The 22,428-nt window shown below is 66.8% G+C and carries 20 protein-coding genes; 6 read left to right on the top strand and 14 right to left on the bottom strand.

The features are described 5' to 3' along the window. Positions 1 to 69: 69 nt before the first annotated feature. The 9 genes from AC06E9_RS18050 to AC06E9_RS18010 all read right to left on the bottom strand — a co-directional run bounded on the left by AC06E9_RS18050 (position 70) and on the right by AC06E9_RS18010 (position 7,698). Positions 70 to 1,857, bottom strand: coding sequence for a DUF885 domain-containing protein (locus tag AC06E9_RS18050; protein ID WP_121041343.1), 1,788 nt, complete (start codon positions 1,855 to 1,857; stop codon positions 70 to 72). Between the two features lie 84 nt (positions 1,858 to 1,941). Then, positions 1,942 to 2,283, bottom strand: coding sequence for a lipid-A-disaccharide synthase N-terminal domain-containing protein (locus AC06E9_RS18045; RefSeq protein ID WP_121040949.1), 342 nt, complete (start codon positions 2,281 to 2,283; stop codon positions 1,942 to 1,944). Then, positions 2,283 to 3,005, bottom strand: a complete 723-nt coding sequence (locus AC06E9_RS18040) for a glycosyltransferase family 2 protein (protein WP_152152068.1) — start codon at positions 3,003 to 3,005, stop codon at positions 2,283 to 2,285. The genes AC06E9_RS18045 and AC06E9_RS18040 overlap by 1 nt, the downstream gene beginning before the upstream one ends. A gap of 87 nt (positions 3,006 to 3,092) precedes the next feature. Continuing rightward, positions 3,093 to 4,058, bottom strand: a complete 966-nt coding sequence (locus AC06E9_RS18035; RefSeq protein WP_121040953.1) for an SDR family NAD(P)-dependent oxidoreductase — start codon at positions 4,056 to 4,058, stop codon at positions 3,093 to 3,095. A gap of 86 nt (positions 4,059 to 4,144) precedes the next feature. Continuing rightward, positions 4,145 to 4,453 (bottom strand): helix-hairpin-helix domain-containing protein, encoded by a 309-nt coding sequence (locus AC06E9_RS18030; RefSeq protein ID WP_019185615.1) that lies wholly within the window; start codon positions 4,451 to 4,453, stop codon positions 4,145 to 4,147. A gap of 35 nt (positions 4,454 to 4,488) precedes the next feature. Beyond that, a complete protein-coding gene (locus AC06E9_RS18025; protein WP_121040956.1) occupies positions 4,489 to 5,412 on the bottom strand; it encodes a ParB/RepB/Spo0J family partition protein in 924 nt (307 codons plus the stop codon). Beyond that, the gene (locus tag AC06E9_RS18020) at positions 5,412 to 6,209 is read right to left on the bottom strand and encodes a ParA family protein (RefSeq protein ID WP_019185613.1); all 798 of its coding nucleotides are present in this window, start codon (positions 6,207 to 6,209) and stop codon (positions 5,412 to 5,414) included. The genes AC06E9_RS18025 and AC06E9_RS18020 overlap by 1 nt, the downstream gene beginning before the upstream one ends. Before the next feature lie 200 nt (positions 6,210 to 6,409). Next, on the bottom strand, positions 6,410 to 7,048 hold the full coding sequence (gene rsmG, locus AC06E9_RS18015) for a 16S rRNA (guanine(527)-N(7))-methyltransferase RsmG (RefSeq protein ID WP_478056551.1): 639 nt from the start codon (positions 7,046 to 7,048) through the stop codon (positions 6,410 to 6,412). Between the two features lie 50 nt (positions 7,049 to 7,098). After that, complete coding sequence (locus tag AC06E9_RS18010) at positions 7,099 to 7,698, bottom strand: 4'-phosphopantetheinyl transferase family protein (protein WP_152152065.1); 600 nt, start codon at positions 7,696 to 7,698, stop codon at positions 7,099 to 7,101. Between the two features lie 90 nt (positions 7,699 to 7,788). Here AC06E9_RS18010 and AC06E9_RS18005 point away from each other — a divergent pair, with 90 nt between their 5' ends. Further along, on the top strand, positions 7,789 to 8,040 hold the full coding sequence (locus AC06E9_RS18005; RefSeq protein ID WP_121040962.1) for a GlsB/YeaQ/YmgE family stress response membrane protein: 252 nt from the start codon (positions 7,789 to 7,791) through the stop codon (positions 8,038 to 8,040). A gap of 63 nt (positions 8,041 to 8,103) precedes the next feature. Here AC06E9_RS18005 and xth read toward each other — a convergent pair whose 3' ends face one another. Continuing rightward, positions 8,104 to 8,871, bottom strand: coding sequence for an exodeoxyribonuclease III (gene xth, locus AC06E9_RS18000; protein WP_121040964.1), 768 nt, complete (start codon positions 8,869 to 8,871; stop codon positions 8,104 to 8,106). A gap of 148 nt (positions 8,872 to 9,019) precedes the next feature. Here xth and AC06E9_RS17995 point away from each other — a divergent pair, with 148 nt between their 5' ends. Next, positions 9,020 to 9,355, top strand: a complete 336-nt coding sequence (locus tag AC06E9_RS17995; RefSeq protein WP_147433890.1) for a hypothetical protein — start codon at positions 9,020 to 9,022, stop codon at positions 9,353 to 9,355. A 255-nt stretch (positions 9,356 to 9,610) separates the two neighbouring features. Beyond that, positions 9,611 to 10,126, top strand: a complete 516-nt coding sequence (locus tag AC06E9_RS17990; RefSeq protein WP_121040968.1) for a PH domain-containing protein — start codon at positions 9,611 to 9,613, stop codon at positions 10,124 to 10,126. Positions 10,127 to 10,148: 22 nt separating this feature from the next. Here AC06E9_RS17990 and AC06E9_RS17985 read toward each other — a convergent pair whose 3' ends face one another. From AC06E9_RS17985 to AC06E9_RS17975, 3 genes are all read right to left on the bottom strand, one after another. Further along, positions 10,149 to 11,564 (bottom strand): coniferyl aldehyde dehydrogenase, encoded by a 1,416-nt coding sequence (locus AC06E9_RS17985; RefSeq protein WP_478056550.1) that lies wholly within the window; start codon positions 11,562 to 11,564, stop codon positions 10,149 to 10,151. 179 nt (positions 11,565 to 11,743) lie between these two features. Continuing rightward, entirely contained in the window at positions 11,744 to 13,399 is a 1,656-nt protein-coding gene (locus AC06E9_RS17980) for an MFS transporter (RefSeq protein WP_313219263.1), read from the bottom strand. Between the two features lie 66 nt (positions 13,400 to 13,465). Further along, positions 13,466 to 14,893 (bottom strand): DcaP family trimeric outer membrane transporter, encoded by a 1,428-nt coding sequence (locus AC06E9_RS17975; RefSeq protein WP_282264220.1) that lies wholly within the window; start codon positions 14,891 to 14,893, stop codon positions 13,466 to 13,468. 382 nt (positions 14,894 to 15,275) lie between these two features. Here AC06E9_RS17975 and acs point away from each other — a divergent pair, with 382 nt between their 5' ends. From acs to AC06E9_RS17960, 3 genes are all read left to right on the top strand, one after another. Continuing rightward, complete coding sequence (gene acs, locus AC06E9_RS17970) at positions 15,276 to 17,219, top strand: acetate--CoA ligase (protein WP_282264222.1); 1,944 nt, start codon at positions 15,276 to 15,278, stop codon at positions 17,217 to 17,219. A 175-nt stretch (positions 17,220 to 17,394) separates the two neighbouring features. Next, on the top strand, positions 17,395 to 18,060 hold the full coding sequence (locus AC06E9_RS17965; RefSeq protein WP_121040978.1) for a response regulator transcription factor: 666 nt from the start codon (positions 17,395 to 17,397) through the stop codon (positions 18,058 to 18,060). A 268-nt stretch (positions 18,061 to 18,328) separates the two neighbouring features. Next, on the top strand, positions 18,329 to 18,907 hold the full coding sequence (locus AC06E9_RS17960) for a manganese efflux pump MntP (protein WP_121040980.1): 579 nt from the start codon (positions 18,329 to 18,331) through the stop codon (positions 18,905 to 18,907). A gap of 24 nt (positions 18,908 to 18,931) precedes the next feature. Here AC06E9_RS17960 and AC06E9_RS17955 read toward each other — a convergent pair whose 3' ends face one another. Continuing rightward, the gene (locus AC06E9_RS17955; RefSeq protein WP_121040982.1) at positions 18,932 to 22,381 is read right to left on the bottom strand and encodes a hybrid sensor histidine kinase/response regulator; all 3,450 of its coding nucleotides are present in this window, start codon (positions 22,379 to 22,381) and stop codon (positions 18,932 to 18,934) included. Between the last annotated feature and the right edge of the window lie 47 nt (positions 22,382 to 22,428).

The following is a 22,428-nucleotide window of genomic DNA, read 5'->3' as shown; positions in this document are numbered from 1 at the left end:
TACACAATCGCAGCCCGGCCGCTTGGTTCACGTTGGCCGGGGCCGGCACGATGGCCGGCCCCGCGCACCTCAGCTGGCGGCGGCCTTGCGCTGGGCGATGAAGGCCTGGATCTGCGCCTCCAGCACCGGCAGCGGCACCGAGCCCTGGCTGAGCACGGCGTCGTGGAAGGCCTTGACGTCGAAGCGGTCGCCCAGCTCCTGCTCGGCCTGCGCGCGCAGGCGCACGATCGCGATCTCACCGAGCTTGTAGCTCAGCGCCTGACCCGGCCAGGAAATGTAACGATCCACTTCGGTGGTCACTTCGTGCTCGCTCAGCGCGGTGTGGTCGCGCAGGTAGGACAGCGCCTGCTCGCGGGTCCAGCCCTTGTGGTGCACGCCGGTATCGATCACCAGACGCGCGGCGCGCCACATTTCGTAGGTCAGGCGGCCGAAATCCTCGTACGGCGTTTCGTAGATGCCCATCTCCACGCCGAGCTTCTCGCAGTACAGGCCCCAGCCTTCGCCATAGGCGGAGATGTAGTTGTTGCGGCGGAACGCGGGCTGCTCGCCCTGCTCTGCCGCCAGCGCGCCCTGCAGGGCATGGCCCGGATCGGACTCATGCAGGGTCAGCGCCGGCAGGTTGTACAGCGGCCGCGCCGGCAGGTTGTAGGTGTTGAGCCAGTAGGTGCCCATGCCGCCGCGGCCGGCGGTCCAGAACGGGGCGATGTCCGGCGGCACCGGCACGATGGTGAAGCGCGCGCGCGGCAGCGTCATGTACTTGCCGATCACGCCATCCACGCGCTTGGAGATCCACGCCGCACGATGCAGCAGCTCATCCGGGGTCTTGGCGTAGAACTGCGGATCGGTACGCAGGAAGGTCAGGAACTCGGCGAAGCTGCCCTTGAACTCGACCTGCTGGATGATGCCGTTCATCTCGGCCTGGATGCGTGCGACTTCCTTCAGCCCGATCTCGTGGATCTGCTGCGGGGTCAGGTCCAGCGTGGTGTATTCGTGAATCTGCTGCTTGTAGTACGCCTTGCCGCCCGGCATCGCCTCGGCGGCCAGGGTGGTGCGCGCCCGCGGCACGTACTCGCTGACGAAGAAGGTGCGCAGCTTGGCGAACGCCGGCACCACGCTGCCGCCGATGGCCTGGCGGGCCTGTTCCTGCAGCTGTGCCTGCTCGGCGGCCGGGATGCTGGCCGGCAGCTTCTTGAACGGGGCGTACAGCGGCGACTGGGTCGGGTCCTTCAGTTCGGACACGGTGGCGATGGACACCTCGCGGCCATCGAGCACCGCACGCGGCACGCTGAAACCGCGCTTGAGGCCGGCACGCATGTTCTCGGTCTGCTGCTCGAAGTAGCGCGGCACATCGTTCAGGCGTGCGATGTAGTTGCGGTAGTCCTGCGCGGTCTTCATCTCGCGCCGGGCCATGAAGGACAGGTTGGACCAGAACGAGGAGTCCGCGTTGAACGGCATTTCGTAGGCGCGCAGGCGCACCTCGGCAGCCAGGTTGAACACCTGGTCGCGGTAGATCGCGTAGTTGATGCGGTTCTCGGCCGAGAGCGCCTGGGTGTCGAGCTTGTCCAGCTGGGCCAGGACGTCGTCCCAGACCTTCAACCGGCCCTGCTGCGCGGCGGCGCCGACATCGGGCATGCGGGTGGCATTGGCCGGGCCGTCACCGTCTTCGCTGGCCTCACCGCCGCCGGCTTCGCGCCAGGCCCATTCCTTCTCGTAGATTGCGCGGAACTGCGCATCGGCAGGGCTTTCAGTGGCCAGGCTGGCCGGGGCGGCAGCCGGGGCAGCCGGAGGAGCAGCCAGGGCAGCGCCGGCGGGAAGGGCCAGGGCGAGCAGCAGCGCAGCAACGAGCGGTGATTTCACGGTCAAGGGTTCCCGAGGGACGGCAAACTTCGATCATGGCACCAAGCCGGCGGGCGGTGCATGGATCAAAGGTCCTGCCCGACCCTAGTGCGTCGCCTTGTCCCGCTTCCACCCACGGTGCGCGATATCCAGCTTCAGGCTGTACAACGCGGTGAAGGCCGGGAACAGATTCTGCAGCACGCCCACCGAGTCCTGCTTGGCCGAGAACAGGAAGTAGCTCAGCGTCATCAGGCTGCCGACCACGCTCATGTACCAGAACAGGCGCGGGATCACCGGCTTGCCGGCGCGGCGCGAGGCCACGAACTGGACCAGCCAGCGGCCGCCGAACATCAGCGCGCCGGTGTAGCCGATCAGCTTCCAGCCGGTCACATGCAGGCCGGTCCAGTACAGCCAGGTGAGCGGCTGATCGAGCCAGTGCAGTTCCATCAGCGTTCTTCCACGACGGTGCGCTTGCTGCGCGTGATCAGCCAGGCCACCCCGCGCAGATCACGGATGCCGACCAGGGCACGGCCGAGGTTGTTGTACTTGGAGACCCCGGCGGTGCGGTGCCGGTGATTGACCGGCACGCTGGTGGTCTTCCAGCCGGCCCGCTGCATCAGCGCCGGCAGGTAGCGGTGCATGTGGTCGAAGTACGGCAACTCCAGGAACGCAGCGCGCTCGAACAGCTTGATGCCGCAGCCGGTATCGGGGGTATCGTCGCGCAGCATGCGCGCGCGGATCGCGTTGGCCCACTTGCTGGCCCAGCGCTTGCTGCCCGAATCCTGGCGATTCACCCGCCACCCGGCGAACAGTTTGACCTCGGTGGCGGCCGCGGCACGGGCCGCAAGCAGCTTGGGGATGTCGGCCGGGTCGTTCTGGCCGTCACCATCCAGGGTGGCGATCCACGGCGCGCGCGCGTGCTTGACGCCGTTGCGTACCGCGGTGCTCTGCCCGCTCTGGGTGACGTGGTGCAGCACCCGCAGCTCCGGCGTGGTGGCCTTCAGGGCCTGCAGCACCGCCAGGGTGTCGTCGCGCGAGTGGTCGTCGATATAGACGATTTCAAAATCGACCTGCCCGCGCAGTGCGGTGGTGATCTCGTGGATCAGGGGCGTGACGTTGTCGCGTTCATTGAAGACCGGGACGACGACCGACAACTGGGGTTGGCTCATGGTCGGGCTCTGCGAATGGCCAGGATCGAAAAAGAGCGCGCATTTTCCGCACCCGAGGTTATCCGAAGATGAATCGGCGCGTGTGTGTCAGGCGTGATCGCCGAAATACTCGCGGCACCAGGCCACCACCGGCGGCAGACCGCGCTCGATCGGCATCGCCGGTTCATAGCCGAAAGCGTCATGCGCACGCGTGGTATCGGCCATGGTGCGGACCATGTCGCCGGGCTGCATCGGCTTGTAGACCTTCTGCGCCGGGCGTCCGGCCGCCGCCTCGATGACGCCGATGAAGTGCTCCAGCTCGATCGGCGTGTGGTTGCCGAGGTTGAACACCCGGTGCGGCACCGTTTCGCTGGACGGATGCGCCAGCGCGCCGAGGATGCCATCCACGATGTCGGAGACATGTGTGAAGTCGCGCTGCATTTTTCCGTCGTTGAACACGTCGATCGGCCGCCCGGCCAGGACCGCGCGCGAGAACAGCAGCGGTGCCATGTCCGGGCGGCCCCACGGGCCGTACACGGTGAAGAAGCGCAGGCCGGTGGCGTGCAGGCCATACAGCTGGGCATAGGTGTAGGCCATCAGCTCGTTGGCGGCCTTGGTCGCGGCGTACAGCGAGCGCGGCTTGTCGATGCGCTGGTCTTCGGAAAACGGCGGGGTCGCCGAATCGCCGTACACCGAGCTGCTCGAGGCGTACACCAGATGGGCCACGCCGCGATGGCGGCACAGTTCCAGCATGTTGACGAAGCCGGTCAGGTTGCTGTCGACGTAGGCATGCGGGTTTTCCAGCGAATAGCGCACGCCGGCCTGTGCGGCCAGGTGGATGACGCGGGTCGGCTGGACCTCGTCGAACAGCGCGGCCAGGCCGTCGCGGTCGGTCAGGTCGAGCACGCGGATGTCCGCCTCCGGGCACAGCGCAGCCACGCGATCGCGCTTGATCTGCGGATCGTAGTAATCGTTGTAGTTGTCCAGGCCGACGACGCGCTCACCGCGCTCAAGCAGGGCCTTGCAGGTGTTGGCGCCGATGAAACCGGCGGCGCCGGTCACGAGAATCGTCATGGGGTCTGTCCGTCATGCAGCCACGTATCAATACAGTGTTTTGCCGGGACGCACGCGTGGCGATCCGCGCATCCCGGTGGCCCGCCTCACCAGAGGCTGAGCGGCGCTTCCTTGGCCAAGGTGGCCTTGCGTTCCTTGCTGAAATCCCACCACGGCCGCGGCGCCTCGCCCTGCATGAAACGCAGCACCGACAGAAATACATCGATCACACAGGGGTCGTGCATCACCCCGGTGCGCAGACACAGCTGCGCGTACATGTCGTAGGCATCGCGACCGCGCAGATGCGCTGGCACGCGGATGCCGATCAGACGGAGATCTTTCTCACAGGCCGGCCCGACATTCGGCAGGTCGGTCAGACGCAACAGATGGTTGCGGTCGACCTTGGTGGGGTTCATTGGTTGGGGGAAATCCTCTGACGCCTGCGGGGGACTCAGCCCTTCTGTGCGCGAAGTCGGTCGAGCACGCCATCCAGCGTGTCCAGGTCGGTGTAATGGATGATCAGCTTGCCCTTGCCGCCACGGCCATGGGCGATCGCCACGCGGGCGCCCAGCGACTCGGACAACTCGGTTTCCAGCGAAGCGATATCGGCCTGCGGCGCGGCGGCGGTGGGCTTCTTGCGCAGCGCGCCGGGCACTTTGCCAGCAGCGAACTGCTGCGCGCGGTGTTCCACTTCGCGCACCGACCAGCCCTGGTCGGCCGCTTCCTGGGCCAGCTTGCTGGCCAGTTCCGGTGCCAGGGTGAGCAGCGCGCGGGCATGGCCCATTTCCAGCCGGCGGGTTTCCAGCAGCAGGCGGATCGCGATCGGCAGCTCCAGCAGGCGCAGCAGGTTGGACACCGCCGCGCGCGAGCGGCCGACGGCCTGGGCGGCTTCGGCATGGGTGAGGGCGAACTCGCTGATCAGCCGCTGCAGCGCTTCAGCTTCTTCGAGCGGATTGAGGTCTTCGCGCTGGATGTTCTCGATCAGCGCCATCGCGATGACGGTGCGGTCTTCCAGCTCGCGCACCACCACCGGTACTTCATCCAGACCGGCCAGCTGCGACGCGCGCCAGCGGCGTTCGCCGGCCACGATCTCGAAGCTGTCCGCGCCCAGCTGGCGGACCAGGATCGGCTGGATCACGCCCTGCGCCTTGATCGACTCGGCCAGCTCGGCAAGCTTGGTCTCGTCCATGTCGCGGCGCGGCTGGTATTTGCCCGGCTGCAGATGACCGACCGGCAGCTTGCGCAGGCGTTCACCCGGCAGCGGTTCGACCACGGCCGCCGCCTGCACCTGTGTCACCGCCCCCTTGGGCCCCAACAGCGCGTCGAGGCCACGGCCGAGGCCGCGTTTCTTGCCGAGGGCAGGCTTGGTGCTCATCAGGCGGTCTCCATGGCCTTGTCGGCCTTCTTGCGTTGGTTGTTGCGACGGATGATCTCGCCGGCCAGGCCGAGATAGGCAACGCCACCGCGCGAGGCACGGTCGTACCCGACGATGCTCTGGCCATGGCTGGGCGCCTCGGCCAGGCGCACGTTGCGCGGCACGATGGTGCGGAACACCTGCTCGCCGAAGTGCTCGGTCAGCTCGGCCGACACGGCGTTGGCCAGGTTGTTGCGCACATCGAACATGGTCCGCAGCACCCCCTCGATCTCCAGCGCGGGATTGAGGTTGGCACGCAGCGCTTCGATGGTTTCCACCAGCGCGCTCAGGCCTTCCAGCGCGTAGTACTCGCACTGCATCGGCACGATCACCGAATCGGCGGCGGCCAGCGCGTTGAGCGTCAGCAGCGACAGCGCCGGCGGGCAGTCGATCAGGATGTAGTCGTATTCGTCACGGATCGGGGCCAGCGCGCGCTTGAGGCGCTGCTCGCGCTCGCTCTGGTCCATCAGCTGGATCTCGGCGGCGGTCAGGTCGATGTTGCCCGGGAGCAGGTCGAAACCTTCCGGCGTCTTGACCCGGACCTCGGCCGCGGTGCTTTCGCCCAGCAGCAGGTCACAGGTGGAGGCGGCGACTTCGCGCTTGTCCACGCCGCTGCCCATGGTCGCATTGCCTTGGGAATCGAGGTCGACAAGAAGCACGCGCTTGGGTGCAGCAGCCAGGGAGGCGGCCAGATTGACGGCGGTCGTGGTCTTGCCGACGCCACCTTTCTGGTTGGCGATGGCGATGATGCGGGCCATGCGGGTGAGCCTCATCGGCAGGGAGTGGGACTGGTCATTATGCGTATATGGGGCGTGTCATGCACTGTGAGATGCGCGGCAGGCACGCGCCGCAATGCCGCAGCGACGCCCACGGGCACGCCGGCGGCGCCGCATGGGGCCATCGCGGGAAGGGGCGGGACGTCCGTGGGGCGGGCGCTGCGGGCAGCGAAGTCACCGGCTCACGGGCCGGTGACCACCACCAGATGACGTTCGCCGGTCAATCCAGGGACGCTCAAGGGCAGCACCTGCTCGACCGACCAGCCGGCCGGCAGCTGCGCGATCTCGTCGTGCGGGTACACGCCTTTCATGGCCAGCAGGCGGCCGCCCGGGCGCAGCAGATGCCCACCGACCCGGATGATCCCGGCCAGGGTATCCATCGCGCGGGCGGTCAGATGGTCGTAGGCGGCCGGTTCGGTCAGCGACTCGGCACGCGACTCGGCCACGCGGGCGTTGCCCAGGCCCAGCTGGCGCACGGCCTCGCGCATGAAGCGGGCTTTCTTGCCGTTGCTCTCGACCAGGGTCACCTGCAACTGCGGGCGCGCGATCGCCAGCGGGATGCCCGGCAGCCCGGGGCCGGTGCCCAGATCGGCCAGGGTGCCGGTCTCCAGGTACGGCTGCATCGCCAGCGAATCGAGCAGATGGCGGGTCACCATCTCCAGCGGATCGCGGATGGCGGTCAGGTTGTAGGTGCGGTTCCAGCGGTCGAGCAGGGTCAGGTAGGTCAGCAGCGGTGGTGCCAGCGCGGCGTCCAGCTGCATGGCGGCCAGGCCGCGCTCAAGCGCATCGGCCACGCCAGCGGGGAGGGTGTGTTCTGTCATGGCACCATTATCGCAGGTCGGTAGAGCCGACCGTTGGTCGGCTACCCATCTCACATCGCATGCCAGGCCAGCGCGGCGCGGAAATCATCGGCCGCCTGCCACTCGTGCAGGTGCCAGCGCTCGGCCGGGCCCAGTTCCGGATCACACCAGGCCAGGTGCAGGCCACCGTCGATGCCGGGCGCGAGCTGCAGCCGGTGCAGACCGAAGGAGATGCCCTGCCCCTGCGCCTTCAACAGCGCTTCCTTGGCGCACCACACGCGGAAGAACCAATGATTGCGGGCGTTCTCGTCCAGCGATTCCAGCCAGGCGATCTCGGCCGGGTGGAAGAAGCGCTGCACGATGTCCAGCATCCGTGGGCGCGGGCGCAGCGGCTCCAGGTCCACGCCGAGGCGGACGCCTTCACCGAGGGCGACCAGCAACTGCCCGTGGCTGTGGCTCCAGCCGGTGCCGACATGCGCCAACGGGCCATGCAGCGCTGGCCGGCCGCGCGGGTCGCGCTGCAGCGGCAGGTCCTCCGGCGCCCCGCCCAGCTGCTCGGCCAGCAGCACCCGGGCCTGAGGCTCGCCCCGGGTGCCCGGCACATGCGGCAGGCGCCAGACCGTGACCGGGCCGAAGCGCCACGGGCCGTCCAGGGTGGCCGGCAGGGTCATGCGAACACCCCGAAAAGAGCACTGCACGGTGACTTCACGGCACGTACCGTCAACTGGCCCGGTGCCATCCACTTATTGGGAGTCAACGTCATGGGCATCATCATCTGGTTGATCGTCGGCGGTATCGTGGGCTGGCTTGCGAGCATCATCATGCGGCGCGATGCACAGCAGGGCATCATCCTGAACATCGTGGTCGGCATCGTCGGCGCGCTGATTGCCGGCTACTTTTTCGGCGGTGGCATCAATGAAGCGATCACCATCCGCACCTTCCTGTACTCGTTGATCGGCGCCGTGATCCTGCTCGCGATCGTGAATCTGTTTACGCGTCGAAGCGTCCGGTAACGAACGCACGTACAACGTGTGATCGACAAGGCCCGGCACTGCCGGGCCTTGTTGTTTCCGCAGTCAGCCCAGCTGCACCCAGGCCGGGGCGTGGTCGCTGGGGCGCTCCCAGGTACGCGGCTCACGGTCGATGCCCGAGCCCAGCGCGCGCGCCTTGAGCGCGTCGGAGACCAGGGTCAGGTCGATGCGCAGGCCGAGGTTGCGACGGAAGCCGGCCGCCCGGTAGTCCCACCAGCTGAACACGCCCTCTTCCTCGCTGTGCAGGCGGAAGGCATCGTGCAGGCCCAGATTCAGCAGCTTGTTCAGGGCACCGCGCTCGGCGGTGGAGGTCAGGATGTGGTTCTCGTTCCAGACCAGCGGGTCGTGCACGTCGCGGGCATCGGGCGCGATGTTGAAGTCACCCATCACCACCAGCTCCGGGTACCTGGCCAGCTCGGCCTCGACCCAGGCATGCACGGCCTCAAGCCAGCGCAGCTTGTAGGCGTACTTGTCGGTGCCCACGTCCTGGCCGTTGACCACGTACAGGTTGATGATGCGCACGCCGTTGACGGTGCCGGCGATGGCACGCTTCTGCTCATCCTCGAAACCGGGAATGCCGATCTGCACGTCCTGCGCCGGCTCGCGGGAGAGCAGCGCGACGCCGTTGTAGGTCTTCTGCCCGGCAAACACGCTGCGGTAGCCCAGCCCGGCCAGCACCGCGTCGGGGAACTTGTGGTCCTCCATCTTGGTTTCCTGGATGCCGACCACGTCCGGCGCGAACGCCGTGAGCCATTGTTCCAGGTGCGGCAGGCGCACGTTGAGCGAGTTGACGTTCCAGGAGGCGATTTTCATGCGGGCATTCTACCTGTGGCGCGCGCCGGGCAGCCACGGTAGTGCCGGCCGCTGGCCGGCAGCCTCACGTGCTCGGGGCACGCAGATTTTTGCCACACGTCTGCGTCCCCCGCTAGGCTGTGAGTCACCCCAGTAGCGCAGATATCCCATGGATGCAGATGCTTTCGTAGCAAAGTGGTACGCCGAGAAAGTGCGCCTGCTGGCCGCTGTATGGACCCCAGGCACGGCGTCCGCGGCAAGGGTCGCCGCGATGGAGCTGTCGCCCGATCAGACCCGGCAGTTGCGGGAGATGCTCGATGCGTTCACCACCGACGCGCTGTACACCCTGCTGCTCGGGCTGGATGGCAGCGCCGCGCTGGGCGGTGACCAGCGCCACTACCCCCTGCTGGACGAGGACGGTTCGGTGATCGCCGAGGAAGGCGAGCTGGAAGCTGCGGCCTATGCGTGGTTCCACGACGGCCGGTCGTCGCAGGCGGGGCGTTGAGGGTGCTTTGCGCCACATGACGTGATTGACCCGCAGCGTCACTCGCCAGCGGAGGCGCCGGGGCCAGCGGCGCAACACATTGTCCAGTGGGCAAGGGGATATCACGCTGTAAATGTCGCAGCTGCCTCGATTTCTGTAGGTGCTTTCGCACATCAAGGCGAGGAGCTTCCCCACTTGTATCGTTGTCGACCGGAGGAAGATTCTCGACATGCCGCCCGTGACTGCAACATATGCCCGAAGGAGTTCCGACACCCCATGCCCATTGAATTCGCCTTCCACGCGCTGAACTACAAAACGCTCGCTGCGGTGCTGCTGATCGGCGTCGTCCCGCTGCTGTTGGTCGGCATGGCGGTCTACTTCTTCGGGCAGGACAGAATTTCCCAGATAGCCGCACTCGGCGCCACCTCACTTGCCGTCATCATCGGCCTGCTTGGCGTCTGGCAACTCAGCGCGATCCGACTGACGGCGGACGCCACGACCCTGACCGTGGGGGGCGGCGCGTACACCGTATCGGTCCCGATGGCGCAGATTGATCTCTCCGCTGCACGCCGACGGCTGCCCGGCAGCAACGACACCCCACTGACCTTGCGAACCAATGGCATCGGCATGCCGGGCCTCTCACTTGGGTGGTTCCGCACCAGCAACGGGAAGGCATTTGCCGCGGTGACGGATCCGGACAGGGTGGTGATCCTGCCGACGACGGCCGGTTACACGCTGCTGGTCTCCCCGGAGGATCCCGACGCGTTCCTGGCCGCGCTCAGGCGTCTGTAGCGGGCGTCCATGCCGGCGGCCCTCACCGCACCATCGCCTTCAACATCCCGGCGATCTTCGAATACGGCGGCTTGAGCAGATCGCTGGCGGCCCAGCGCGACTGCCACAGGATCGGCAGCTGCTTGCTCATCGCATCGAAGCCGGCACGCGCGTGATACGCGCCCATGCCACTCGGGCCGACGCCGCCGAACGGCAGCCCATTGACCGCGAAATGCAGCAGCGTGTCGTTGACGGTGACGCCGCCAGCCACGACCTGCGCCAGCACCCGTTCCACCTGCGTACGTTCGTGACTGAAGACGTACAGCGCCAACGGGCGGTCACGGGACTGCACGTCCGCGATGGCAGCGTCCAGATCCGGATACGCGCAGACCGGCAGGATCGGACCGAAGATCTCTTCGCGCATCAGGGCCAGATCGGCCGGCGGATCGAGCACGATGGTCGGCACGATCAGCCGCTCGCGCTGCGCACGCTCGGGATCGACCGTGGCCAGTTCGATCACCGGCACGCCCCGCGCGCGGGCTTCATCGAGATAGCCACGCAGGCGCTGGTACTGGCCGTCGTGGATGATGCGCGTGTAATCGGCGGCGTCGCTGAAATCGCCATAGCGCGCCTGCACCTGGGTCTGCAGTTGCTGCACCAGTTCGCGCTGGCGATGGCCGTCGATCAACACGTAGTCCGGGGCGATGCAGGTCTGGCCGGCATTGAAGAATTTTCCGGTGGCCAGGCGCGCGGCCGCCTTCTCCAGCGGGTATTCGCTGCAGACGATGGCCGGGGATTTGCCCCCCAGCTCCAAGGTCAGCGGGGTGAGGTGCTCGGCGGCCGCCGCCATCACCTTGCGGCCGATGGTAGTGGAGCCGGTGAACACCAGGTGGTCCAGCGGCGAGCCGGCCACGGCGCTGGCGAGGTCTCCATCGCCCTGCACGACCGCCACCCGATCCGGGGGGAACACGTCGGCCAGCAGCGACTGCAGGAAGGCGCTGGTGCGCGGCGTGTGCTCGGACGGCTTGAGGATCACGTGGTTGCCGGCGGCGATCGCGGTCGCCAGCGGAATCAGGGCCAGGTTGACCGGGTAGTTCCAGGGCGAGATCACCCCGACCACGCCCAGCGGCACCGGCCGGGTCTGGGCGCGCGCCGGCCAGAACCGCCAGCCGACGCCGACCCGGCGCGGGCGTATCCAGCCGCGCAGGTGGCTGCACAGGTGATCGATATCGCCCAGCACGGTCATGCCGTCGGCGATCAGTGATTCGTGGGTGGAGCGGTGGCCGAAGTCGGCCGAGATCACCGCGGCCATCTCCGGCAGGCGCGCCTTGAGGGCGGCGCGCAGGCGCTGCAGGTCGTCGCGGCGCTGTTCCAGCGTCGGGCGGTTGGCCTGCCAGGCGGTACGCAGGGTCTGCAGGATCGCGGGAAGCGCGGCGGGATCGGTGTGGGCATCGCTCATGGGCCGACTATAGCGGCAGGCTGCGTGATGGCGGGATCGGTAGTGCCGGCCGCTGGCCGGCAGCCTCACACGCTTCTCCGTAGGTTCTTCGGGAGCCGGCCAGCGGCCGGCACTACCCCGTAAAGAGAAGGGGCCGCGATCTGCATCGCGGCCCCTTCGTCTTGCCATGTGGATCACCGTTACTTGGTGATATCCACATCCTTGGTTTCATGCAGGAACAGGCCACCGACCACGACCGTCATCAACGCGATGATGATCGGGTACCACAGGCCGTAGTAGAGGTTGCCGGTACCGGCCACCAGCGCGAAGGAAATCGCTGGCAGGAAGCCACCGAACCAGCCGTTGCCGATGTGGTACGGCAGCGACATCGAGGTGTAGCGGATACGCGTCGGGAACAGCTCGACCAGGTAGGCGGCGATCGGGCCGTAGACCATGGTCACGTACAGCACCAGCAGCCACAGCATGAAGATCGTGCCGGGGATGTTGATGCGCGCGTTGTCAGCCTTGGCCGGGTAACCGGCGGCACCCAACGCACCCTTGAGCTCTCCGCCGAAGGCATCGCCCTTGGCCTTGAGTTCTTCCTTGGTCAGGCCTGCGGCCTCGTAGGAGGTCACGGCGGTGGTCCCGACGTTGACCGTCGCCAGCGTACCGGCCGGTGCCGGCTTCACTTCATACGGCACACCGGCCTTGGTCAGGGCCGCGGTGGCCACGTCGCAGGAGCTGGTGAACTTGCGCAGGCCGACCGGATCGAACTGGAACGAGCAGGTGTTCGGATCGGCATTGACCAGCGCCGGCGAGTTGGTGCGGGCTTCTTCGATGGCCGGGTTGGCGAAGTGGGTCAGGCCCTTGAAGATCGGGATGTAGGTGATGGCAGCCAGCAGACAGCCGGCCAGGATGATCTTCTTGCGGCCGATACGGTCGGACAGCCAGCCGAAGAAGATGAAGAACGGCACGCCCAGCGCCAGCGCGGCGGCGATCAGCAGGTAGGAGGTGGTCGCGTCGACCTTGAGCATGCTGCTCAGGAAGAACAGCGCGTAGAACTGGCCGCCGTACCACACCACGGCCTGACCGGCTGCGGCACCGAGCAGGACCAGCAGCATCAGCTTGAGGTTGCCGTCCTTGAGGCTGTCACGGAACGGGGTCTTGGAGCCCTTGCCTTCGGCCTTCATCTGCTGGAACAGCGGGGATTCGCTCAGCTGCAGGCGGATCCACACCGAGATGCCCAGCAGCACGATCGAGACCAGGAACGGAATACGCCAGCCCCAGGCTTCGAACGCTTCATTGCCCAGGAAGTAGCGGCAGGCCAGGATGATCAGCAGCGACATGAACAGGCCGAGCGTCGCGGTGCACTGGATGAAGCTGGTGTACAGGCCACGCTTGTCGGCCGGCGCGTGCTCGGCGACATAGGTCGCGGCACCACCGTATTCGCCACCCATCGCCAGGCCCTGAGCCAGACGCAGGATGATCAGGATCACCGGGGCGGCGAAACCGATCGAGGCGTAGTTGGGCAGCACGCCGACCAGGAAGGTCGAGATGCCCATGATCAGGATCGTGACCAGGAAGGTGTACTTGCGGCCGATGCGGTCGCCGAGGCTGCCGAAGAAGGCCGCACCGAACGGGCGCACGAAGAAGCCGGCCGCGAACGCCAGCAGGGCGAAGATCATGCCCGTGGTTTCATTGACGCCGCTGAAGAACTGCTTGGCGATGATCGCGGCGAGCGAACCGTACAGGAAGAAGTCGTACCACTCGAAGACGGTACCCAGGCTGGACGCGAAGATGACCTTCTTGTGTCCTTGGGTAAGTTGGGCTTTCGTTGGTGCGGGTGTGGTGGACATAAGACGCTTCCCCTCCGAAGCAATCGTTGTGGTGTGCCGGCTGTACGCCGGCACGCGTTTTTTGTTTTAGAAGCTGTATTTCGTCGTGAACTGCAGGCGGCTGATATCGCCCTTGCGGCCATCCTCGATCTCGCGCACCCCATACATCAGCTCGGCGCCGACATCGACCTTGGGCATCGGCGTGTAGAACACGTTGCCGCGGATGCTCTGCACGCTCTTGGTGACCAGCGGGCCGAGGCTGCCGTCGTTGTCGTAATCGCTGCGCGCGTAGATCAGGTTGGTGCGCAACTTCGGGGTGAAGGCGTGGCGCCAGCCCACATAGCCGGCCAGCACGCCGGTCGGGTTGAGTTCGTCGCGGGCGATGTCATACGCGGTATCGGCGGTGACACCCAGGCCGATGTAACGTGCGATGCCTTCGCCACCGGTGACCTGGTAATGCAGCGTATCGGTCGGGCCCATCACCCATTTGCCGCCCAGGGTGAGGCCGCCGGCGATCTTGTCCGCATCGGCACCGGTGGTCTGGTTGTCGACCTTCAGCTGACGGACCACGCCGCCGACACCGAAGGTGCCCCAGTCACCCTTCCAGCCATAACGCAGGGTCAGATCCGGCAGCGCGCCGCGATCGGAGTTGCTGGCTACATTGGTCCATGCGCCGGTGACAGGGTTGCGGGTGCCGGTGAGCAGCGTGGTTTCCGGGTTTTCCAGCGCGACGCTGAAGCCGCCCTGGGTGTAGCGGATCTGTGCCTGGCGCACGAAGATCACGCCATCGGTCGGGCCGACGAAGTCCGCCGCTTCCGGCAACGACGCGGCGTCCATGAAGTTCGACCAGGTCTGGCCGGCCATCCAGTTGTTCCAGTACATGTAGGCGTGACGCAGGGTCGCACCGTAGGTATTGGTCGCGGTCTGGTTGCCCAGCGAGTTGCCGAAGAAGTCCATCTCGAAGAACGCACCGGACTTGTTGCCGGCCTCGCTGACATTGTCGATGCCAAGATTGAAGCGCGAGAACTTGGCGTGGGCGTTGTAATCCACGTCCGAGCGCTTGCCGCTGCCGCCGGCACCGGCCACCGGGGTCTGGCCCGGCAGATACAGCGCGCGGCCGGTGGCATCGTCGGCCAGCTGGCCATCGCCGGTCTGGGTGGCCAGGAAATCGGCCTTGATGAAGCCGCCGATCTTGACCGTGGTACCCGGCGCGGCGCCCGGGGTGATGGTGGTGACCTGGATCGGCTGCTTGCCGGCCGGCACCGTGGCCGCCACCGGTTGCTGCGCCTGCACGGTGCGCACCGCGGTGACATCGGTCTGGGCCTGGCTGATCTGGACCTGCTGTTGCTGCTGGTTGTTCAGCAGCAGCTGGACCTGGCGCTCCAGCTCGACGACGCGGGCTTCCAGCGCTCTTTCTTTTGCGGTTTCGGCGAACGCCATGCCTGGCGCGATCAGTGCGACGAACATGGCGGCGGCCAACGGCCGGCGTGTCGTCCTCAGCAAACGGTGGCTCATGTTGCCCTCTCTCCCGGGTGGCAAGGTGATGCCGCGCATGGGGCACGGTCGAGCCGAGGGTGCGGCGCGTTGACGCACCGAAGCTATTGGCCATTAGTCGTACTCGCCCCACGCGGCGAGTACGACCCGGGCGCCGGCAGGCGACCGGCAGGTGCCGCAGGCACCGCGCAGGTACCGACCGTTGGTCGGTAGGCCTTGCCTCACGACCAACGGTCGTGAGCTGCCGGGGTTGGCTGCCATGTCATATCGGGCGGGTCGGCGTTCGACCATGGTCTAACCACCTCGACACCGCGCAGGCAGGTGGATGCGGCAAACTGAGGGGGAGAGGTCGCCGTTTATGCTGCGACCGCACAACCCAAGTCAACGTGCAAGTGAGGGTGCCATGGCTGATCTTTACCCCGTCGACGCCGCGTTCGCCGCGGCATCGCGGATCGACAAGAACACGTACCAGCAGCTCTACCGTGAATCGGTGGAGCACCCGGATGCCTTCTGGGGCAAGGCCGCCGAGCGCCTGGACTGGTTCAAGAAACCGACCCGCATCAAGAATGTCAGCTACCAGCTCGACGACTTCCGCATCAAGTGGTTCGAAGACGGTGAGCTCAATGCCAGCGTCAACTGCCTGGACCGCCAGCTCGACAAACGCGGCGACAAGATCGCCCTGCTGTTCGAACCGGACAGCCCCGATGCGCCGGCCCAGGGCGTCACCTACCGCGAGCTGTATGAGCGCACCTGCCGCCTCGGCAATGCGCTGCGCAACCTCGGCGTCAAGAAGGGCGACCGGGTCACCATCTACCTGCCGATGATCGTCGACGCCGCCGTGGCCATGCTGGCCTGCGCGCGTATCGGTGCGATCCACTCGGTGGTGTTCGGCGGTTTCGCCCCGAACTCGATCGCCGACCGCGTGATCGACTGCGGCAGCAAGCTGATCATCACCGCCGATGAAGGGCTGCGCGGGGGCAAGAAGATTCCGCTCAAGGCCAACGTCGATGCGGCGCTGAAGCTGCCGGGCACCACCACCGTGGAAACGGTGCTGGTGGTCCGCCACACCGGCGGCGCGGTGGACATGCAGGCCCCGCGCGACCGCTGGTTCCACGATGTGGTGGACCCGCAGCCGACGCAGTGCGAGCCCGAGCGCATGAATGCCGAGGATCCGCTGTTCATCCTGTATACCTCCGGTTCCACCGGCAAGCCCAAGGGTGTGCTGCACACCACCGGCGGCTATCTGCTGTATGCGGCCTACACCCACGAAGCGGTGTTCGACCTGCGCGAGGACGACATCTACTGGTGCACCGCCGATGTCGGCTGGGTCACCGGCCACAGCTACATCGTGTACGGGCCGCTGGCCAATGGCGCGACCTCGGTGATGTTCGAAGGCGTGCCGAACTTCCCGAACACCTCGCGCTTCTGGGAGGTGATCGACAAGCACCAGGTCACCATCTTCTATACCGCCCCCACCGCCATCCGCGCGTTGATGCGCGAAGGCGATGCACCGGTCAAGCGCACCTCGCGCAGCTCGCTGCGCCTGCTTGGCAGCGTCGGTGAGCCGATCAATCCGGAAGCCTGGCGCTGGTACTACGAAGTGGTCGGCGACAGCCGCTGCCCGATCGTGGATACCTGGTGGCAGACCGAAACCGGCGGCATCCTTATCTCGCCGCTGGCCGGCGCGGTCGATCTCAAGCCGGGCTCGGCCACCCTGCCCTTCTTCGGCGTGCAGCCGGCGCTGGTCAATGCCGATGGCGAGATCCAGGAAGGCGCGACCGAAGGCAACCTGATCATCCGCGATTCGTGGCCGGGCCAGATGCGCACCGTGTACGGCGACCATCAGCGTTTCATCGACACCTATTTCCGCACCTACCCGGGCAGCTACTTCACCGGCGACGGCTGCCGTCGTGACGAAGATGGTTACTACTGGATCACCGGCCGCGTCGACGATGTGATCAACGTTTCCGGCCACCGCATCGGCACCGCCGAAGTGGAAAGCGCGCTGGTCTCGCACCCGAAGGTGGCCGAGGCGGCCGTGGTCGGCTTCCCGCATGACATCAAGGGCCAGGGCATCTACGCCTACGTGACCCTGATCGCCGACGAGACGCCGAGCGATGAACTGCACAAGGAGCTGGTGGCATGGGTGCGCAAGGAGATCGGGCCGATCGCCGCGCCCGATCATCTGCAGTGGGCCCCTGGCCTGCCGAAGACGCGCTCGGGCAAGATCATGCGCCGCATCCTGCGCAAGATCGCCGAGAACGCCCCGGACCAGCTTGGCGATACCTCGACCTTGGCCGATCCGTCGGTCGTGGCCTCGCTGGTGGAAGAGCGGAAAGTGAAGTAAAGGTCGCCACATCGCATTCGCGCTGTCGCTCCCACGATCCGCCAGTGGATCGTGGGCCCCGACTCACCAGCACCCACACCCCGCCGCTTCGCGGCCGCCCCCTGACTCAGGGGGCTGTCATCTCGATACACTTTTTCGTTGCGTCGCTGCATTCCTCCGCAACATGGCCCCCACCATGACGACCCTCCTGATTGCCGATGACCATCCGCTGTTCCGCGAAGCCCTTCGCGGTGCCGTGCAACGCGTCATCCCCGGCGTGCAGCTGTACGAAGCGGACAGCGTGGAAGCGCTGTACCAGCTGGCCGACCAGCACACCGACGCCGACCTGGTCCTGATGGACCTCAACATGCCCGGCGCACAGGGCTTCAACGCGCTCGTGCATATGCGCGCCCTGCACCCGCAGCTGCCGGTGGTGGTGGTGTCCGCCCGCGAGGAGCCGACCGTGATGCGCCGTGCGCTCGACCATGGCGCCTTCGGCTTCATCCCCAAATCCGCCGATTCGGACACGATCGGCCATGCGCTGGGCACCATCCTGGATGGCGAGACCTGGGCACCGCCGGAAGCGCACAACGTGCCCCAGACCGGGCGCGAGGAACGCGAGATCGGCCAGCGCCTGCGCGAGCTGACTCCACAGCAGTTCCGGGTGCTGCAGATGCTCGGCGCCGGCCGCCTCAACAAGCAGATCGCCTACGACCTCAACGTGTCCGAAGCAACGATCAAAGCCCACGTCACCGCGATCCTGCGCAAGCTCGGTGTCACCAACCGCACCCAGGCGGTGCTGATGGCCGGCAAGCTGGCCATCGATGACGAACAGATCGTGCTGCCGCCCGAAGAAGAGTAGGCGTTATAGCCGGAGCTATGAATTCCAGCGCTACCTGCGCAATTCGCCGCAAACGCTCCACGCCGCAGGCCCGGTGCTAAGCTTCGCGTCCCCTTGGGGAGTAGCCGGATTCCTGCTGAAGGAATCGCCCGTATCAACATACTCGGCCAGTGCGCCGTGGTGCGGGCAACCATCTTGGTTGGCGAGACCAGCGGTCCGCGTGCGCAACGACAGGTTGGGCGCGTCCGCGGTCCGTTGCTCGCTCTCGCCCGACCTGTCGCGTACCCCAATGTCCCCCATTTCGATCCTGCTGATCGGCTTTGCCATGTCCACCGATGCCTTCGCCGCGGCGATCGGCAAAGGCGCGGCCATGCGCAAACCGCGCTTTTCCGACGCCTTGCGCGCCGGCCTGATTTTCGGTGTCATCGAAGGCATCACGCCGGTGATCGGCTGGCTGCTCGGCCGCGCTGCACTGGAGTATGTGGAGGCCTTCGATCACTGGATCGCGTTCGGCCTGCTCGGTGCGCTGGGCGTGCACATGATCATCAATGGCCTGCGCCCCGACGAGGGCGCCGAGGAAGAAGACACCAGCAAACACCACGGCTTCTGGCGCCTGGCGGTGACCGGTTTCGCCACCAGCATCGATGCAATGGCGGTCGGCATCGGCCTGGCCTTCCTCGACGTGCATATCGGCGTGATGGCGCTGGTCATCGGCCTGTGCACGCTCACCATGGTGACCTGCGGCATCATGCTCGGCCGCGTATTGGGCGGGATGGTCGGCAAGCGCGCGGAGATCGTCGGCGGCGTAATCCTGATCATCATCGGCTCCACCATCCTGTACGAACACCTCAGCGGCGCCGTGGCCTGATCGGCAGTCACGCCCGCCCCGCGGCTAGAGATCGCCGCGGGTGTCGTGGAAGGCGGCCAGGAACGCGCGCAGCGAGGCCGGCTTGATCGGCTTGGTCAGCAACCGGTAACCGCGGTCACGCGCCATCCGCTTGAGCTCATCGCGGCCGTCGGCGGTCAGCAGCGCACCGGGGATCGCGCGCCCGGCCTTCTGGCCCAGGGCCACCAGCGTGTCCAGCCCATCCAGGCGGTCATGCAGGTGGTAATCCACCAGCATCACATCCGGCCGTTCAACCACTTTCTCCAGTGCCTGGTCGACGGTGCTGGCGGTGATCACCTGCACCTGCCAACGCCCCAGCAACGCCCGCATGCCATCCAGGATCTCCTGGTCGTTGTCCACGCACAGCACGCGCATGCCCGCCAGGGAATCGGCGCGGGTGACCGGGCTCGGTGCCGGCGGTGCTTCTGCGGTTGGCAACGCCGGCGCCGCCACGAGGGGCAGCAGGATCGAGAACATGCTGCCACTGCCGACCCGGCTGCGGGCGTTGAGGCGGTGATCGAGCAGGCGCGAGATACGCTGGCAGATCGACAGGCCCAGCCCCAGGCCCTGCTCGCCCCAGTCGAACGGCTGCTGGTAGCGATGGAACTCATCGAAGATCTGCTGCATGTGGTGTTCGGGAATGCCCGGGCCGGTATCCCATACCTGCAGTTCCACTTCCGGCCCGCGATGGCGCACGGCCAGCACGATGCGGCCTTGGCGCGTGTAGCGCAGCGCATTGGCCAGGAAGTTCTGCAGCACGCGGCGCAGCAGGCGGCGATCGCTGCGTACCCAGGCCGGCCGCGCGAACAGATCCATGCGCAACCCACGGCCGGCCGCGACGGGCGAGTACTGCGCCGCCAGCTCGCGCATCAGCAGGCTGACGTCGAAGTCACCGATCACCGGATGCAGGCCACCGGCATCGAGACGGGAGACATCCAGCAGGCCATCCAGCAGTTCCTCGGCCGCACGCAACGAGGCATCCACGCGCTCGGCCAGATGCCGTTGCTCTTCGTTGTTGTGGTGACTCTCACGCAGCGCTGAAGCGAACAGGCGGGCAGCATTGAGCGGCTGCAGCACGTCGTGGCTGATCGCGGCCAGGAAGCGCGTCTTGGACTGCTGGGCCACCTCGGCTTCATGCGAACGCTCGGCCACGCGCTGTTCCAGCGTTTCGTTGGCTTCCAGCAGCGCGCGCTCGGCGTGCTTGTAGTCGGTGATGTCGTTGTAACTGGTGACGTAGCCACCGCCGGGCAGCGCCTGCCCGCGCATCTCGATCACCTTGCCGTCGCTGCGGGTGCGCTCGAAGATGTGCGGCGAGCCGGCGCGCATGTAGCCGATGCGGCGGTTGATCTGCAGCTCGATGTCGCCCTCGCCGAGCTCACCGCGCTCGGCGTTGTAGCGGATCAGGTCGGCGACCGGCCGGCCCACGTAGAGCATCCCGTCGGGGTACCCGAACATCTGCTGGTAGCGGCGGTTCCAGGCGGTCAGGCGCATGTCCGGATCGACCACGCTGACCCCCGCGCTGATGTTCTCCAGGGTGGTGGAGAGAATCTCGCGGTTGAAGCGGAGTTCCTGCCCTGCCTCGTCGAGCACCGCCACCACTTCGCCCAGGTCCATGCCCGAACCGCGCAGCAGACTGGTCAGCAGCAGGCGGGCCGACGCCGCGCCGATCGAGGCCGCCAGCAGCCGCTCGGTGAACTGCACCCAGGCACGGTCCGCCGGCGCGGAGGCCTGCAGCTCGCGGTCCATGGCCTGCGCCTGCTCGAAGAACGATCGACGGGCGTGGCGGTCGCCCACCACGCGCGAGGCCAGCGCCAGCAGATCACCGACATGCACGTTGCCCGGCCACGCACCGGCCACGGACGGGCGCTGCGCGTAGGGGTCCAGGAACGGCGCCGCACGCAGCCGTTCATCCACGCCCGGGCGCCAGCGCACCGAAACCAGCACCATCGCCGCGACATTGACCAGCAGCGACCAGAACGTGCCGTGGGTCAACGGATCCCAGCCGCTCATGCCGAACAGGTGCTGCGGCTGCAGCCAGCCGATCCCGAACGGGCCCTGCACCAGCCACGCCGACGACATCCAGCCGGCCTGGGTCAGCGCCGGCAACAGCAGCGTGTATACCCAGGTGCCGAAGCCGAGCAGCATGCCCACTTCCACGCCGCGGCGGCTGGCACCGCGCCAGTACAGCCCGCCGATCAGCCCCGGGGCGAACTGCGCGACCGCGGCGAAGGCCATCAGGCCGTAGGAGGCCAGGGTACTGTCGTTGCTGCTGCCGCGGTAATAGCTGTAGGCCACCAGCGCCAGCAGCAGGATGGCGGTGCGGCGGATCCACAACACGCGCGAAGCGACATCCGCCGCTTCTTGATGATCGCCACTGCGGCGCAGCAGGACCGGCATCACCAGATCGTTGCTGACCATGGTGGCCAGGGCGATGGAGGCCACGATCACCATGCCGGTCGCCGCCGAGAAGCCGCCGACATAGGCGACCAGCGCCAGGAACTTGCGGCCCTCGGCCAGCGGCAGGGCCAGCACCATGCTGTCGTCGGCGACGCTGCCACCGGTGCCGAACAGGGTGACGCCGGCGGTGGCGATCGGAATCACCATCGCTGAGATGATCACCAGGTACGCACCGAACATCCAGCGCGCGCGGCGGATGTCGCGCACGTCACCACATTCGACCACCGCCACATGGAACTGGCGCGGCAGGCAGATGATGGCCAGGAAACTCAGCAGCGTCTGGGAAATGAAGCCGACCGGTGGCAGGCCGGTGAACAGCGTATGCGCCGACTCGATCACCGCATCGGTGCGGTCGTTGAGCCACAGGTAGGCGAACAGGCCCAGCGCGACCATCGCGATCAGCTTGATCATCGATTCCAGCGCGATCGCCAGCATCATGCCGTGGTGGTGCTCGGTGGCATCCACCTGGCGGGTACCGAACAGCGTGGCGAACAGCGCCATCAGCAACGCCACGTACAGCGCGGGATCCGTGAAGAAGCCGGTCGGGCCCACGTTGCCGGTCAGCACCTGCAGGCTCATCGCGACGGCTTTGTACTGCAGGGCCAGGTACGGCACGATGCCGATCAGCGCGATCACCGCCACCAGTGCGGCCAGGCGGCGCGAGCGGCCGAACCGCGAGGAGATGAAATCGGCGATGGAGACCACGTTCTGGCTGCGTGCGATCAGCGCCAGGCGCTCGATGATCCGCCAGCCGAATACCCACAGCAGCAGGGGCCCCAGGTAGATCGGCAGGTAGCCGATGCCATTGCGCACCGCCGTGCCGACCGCACCGTAGAACGTCCATGAGGAGCAGTACACCGCCAGCGCCAGGCTGTAGACCACCGGGCGCAGCCACGGGCGATCCGGGTACATCGGGCGACGGTCGCCCCACCACGCCACGCCGAACAGCAGCGCGGCGTAGGCCACCGAGACCAGCAGCAGGATCCAGCTAGAAACCACAGGGTTGTTTCCGCGAGCGCAGCCCGCAGTGTAGCGGCTGGGCCACG

It is taken from the genome of Stenotrophomonas sp. Steno-Z10-BAI (genome assembly GCF_056393115.1).
Note: the sequence above shows the minus strand (reverse complement) of the source record. Positions and strands in the feature narration are given on the sequence as shown.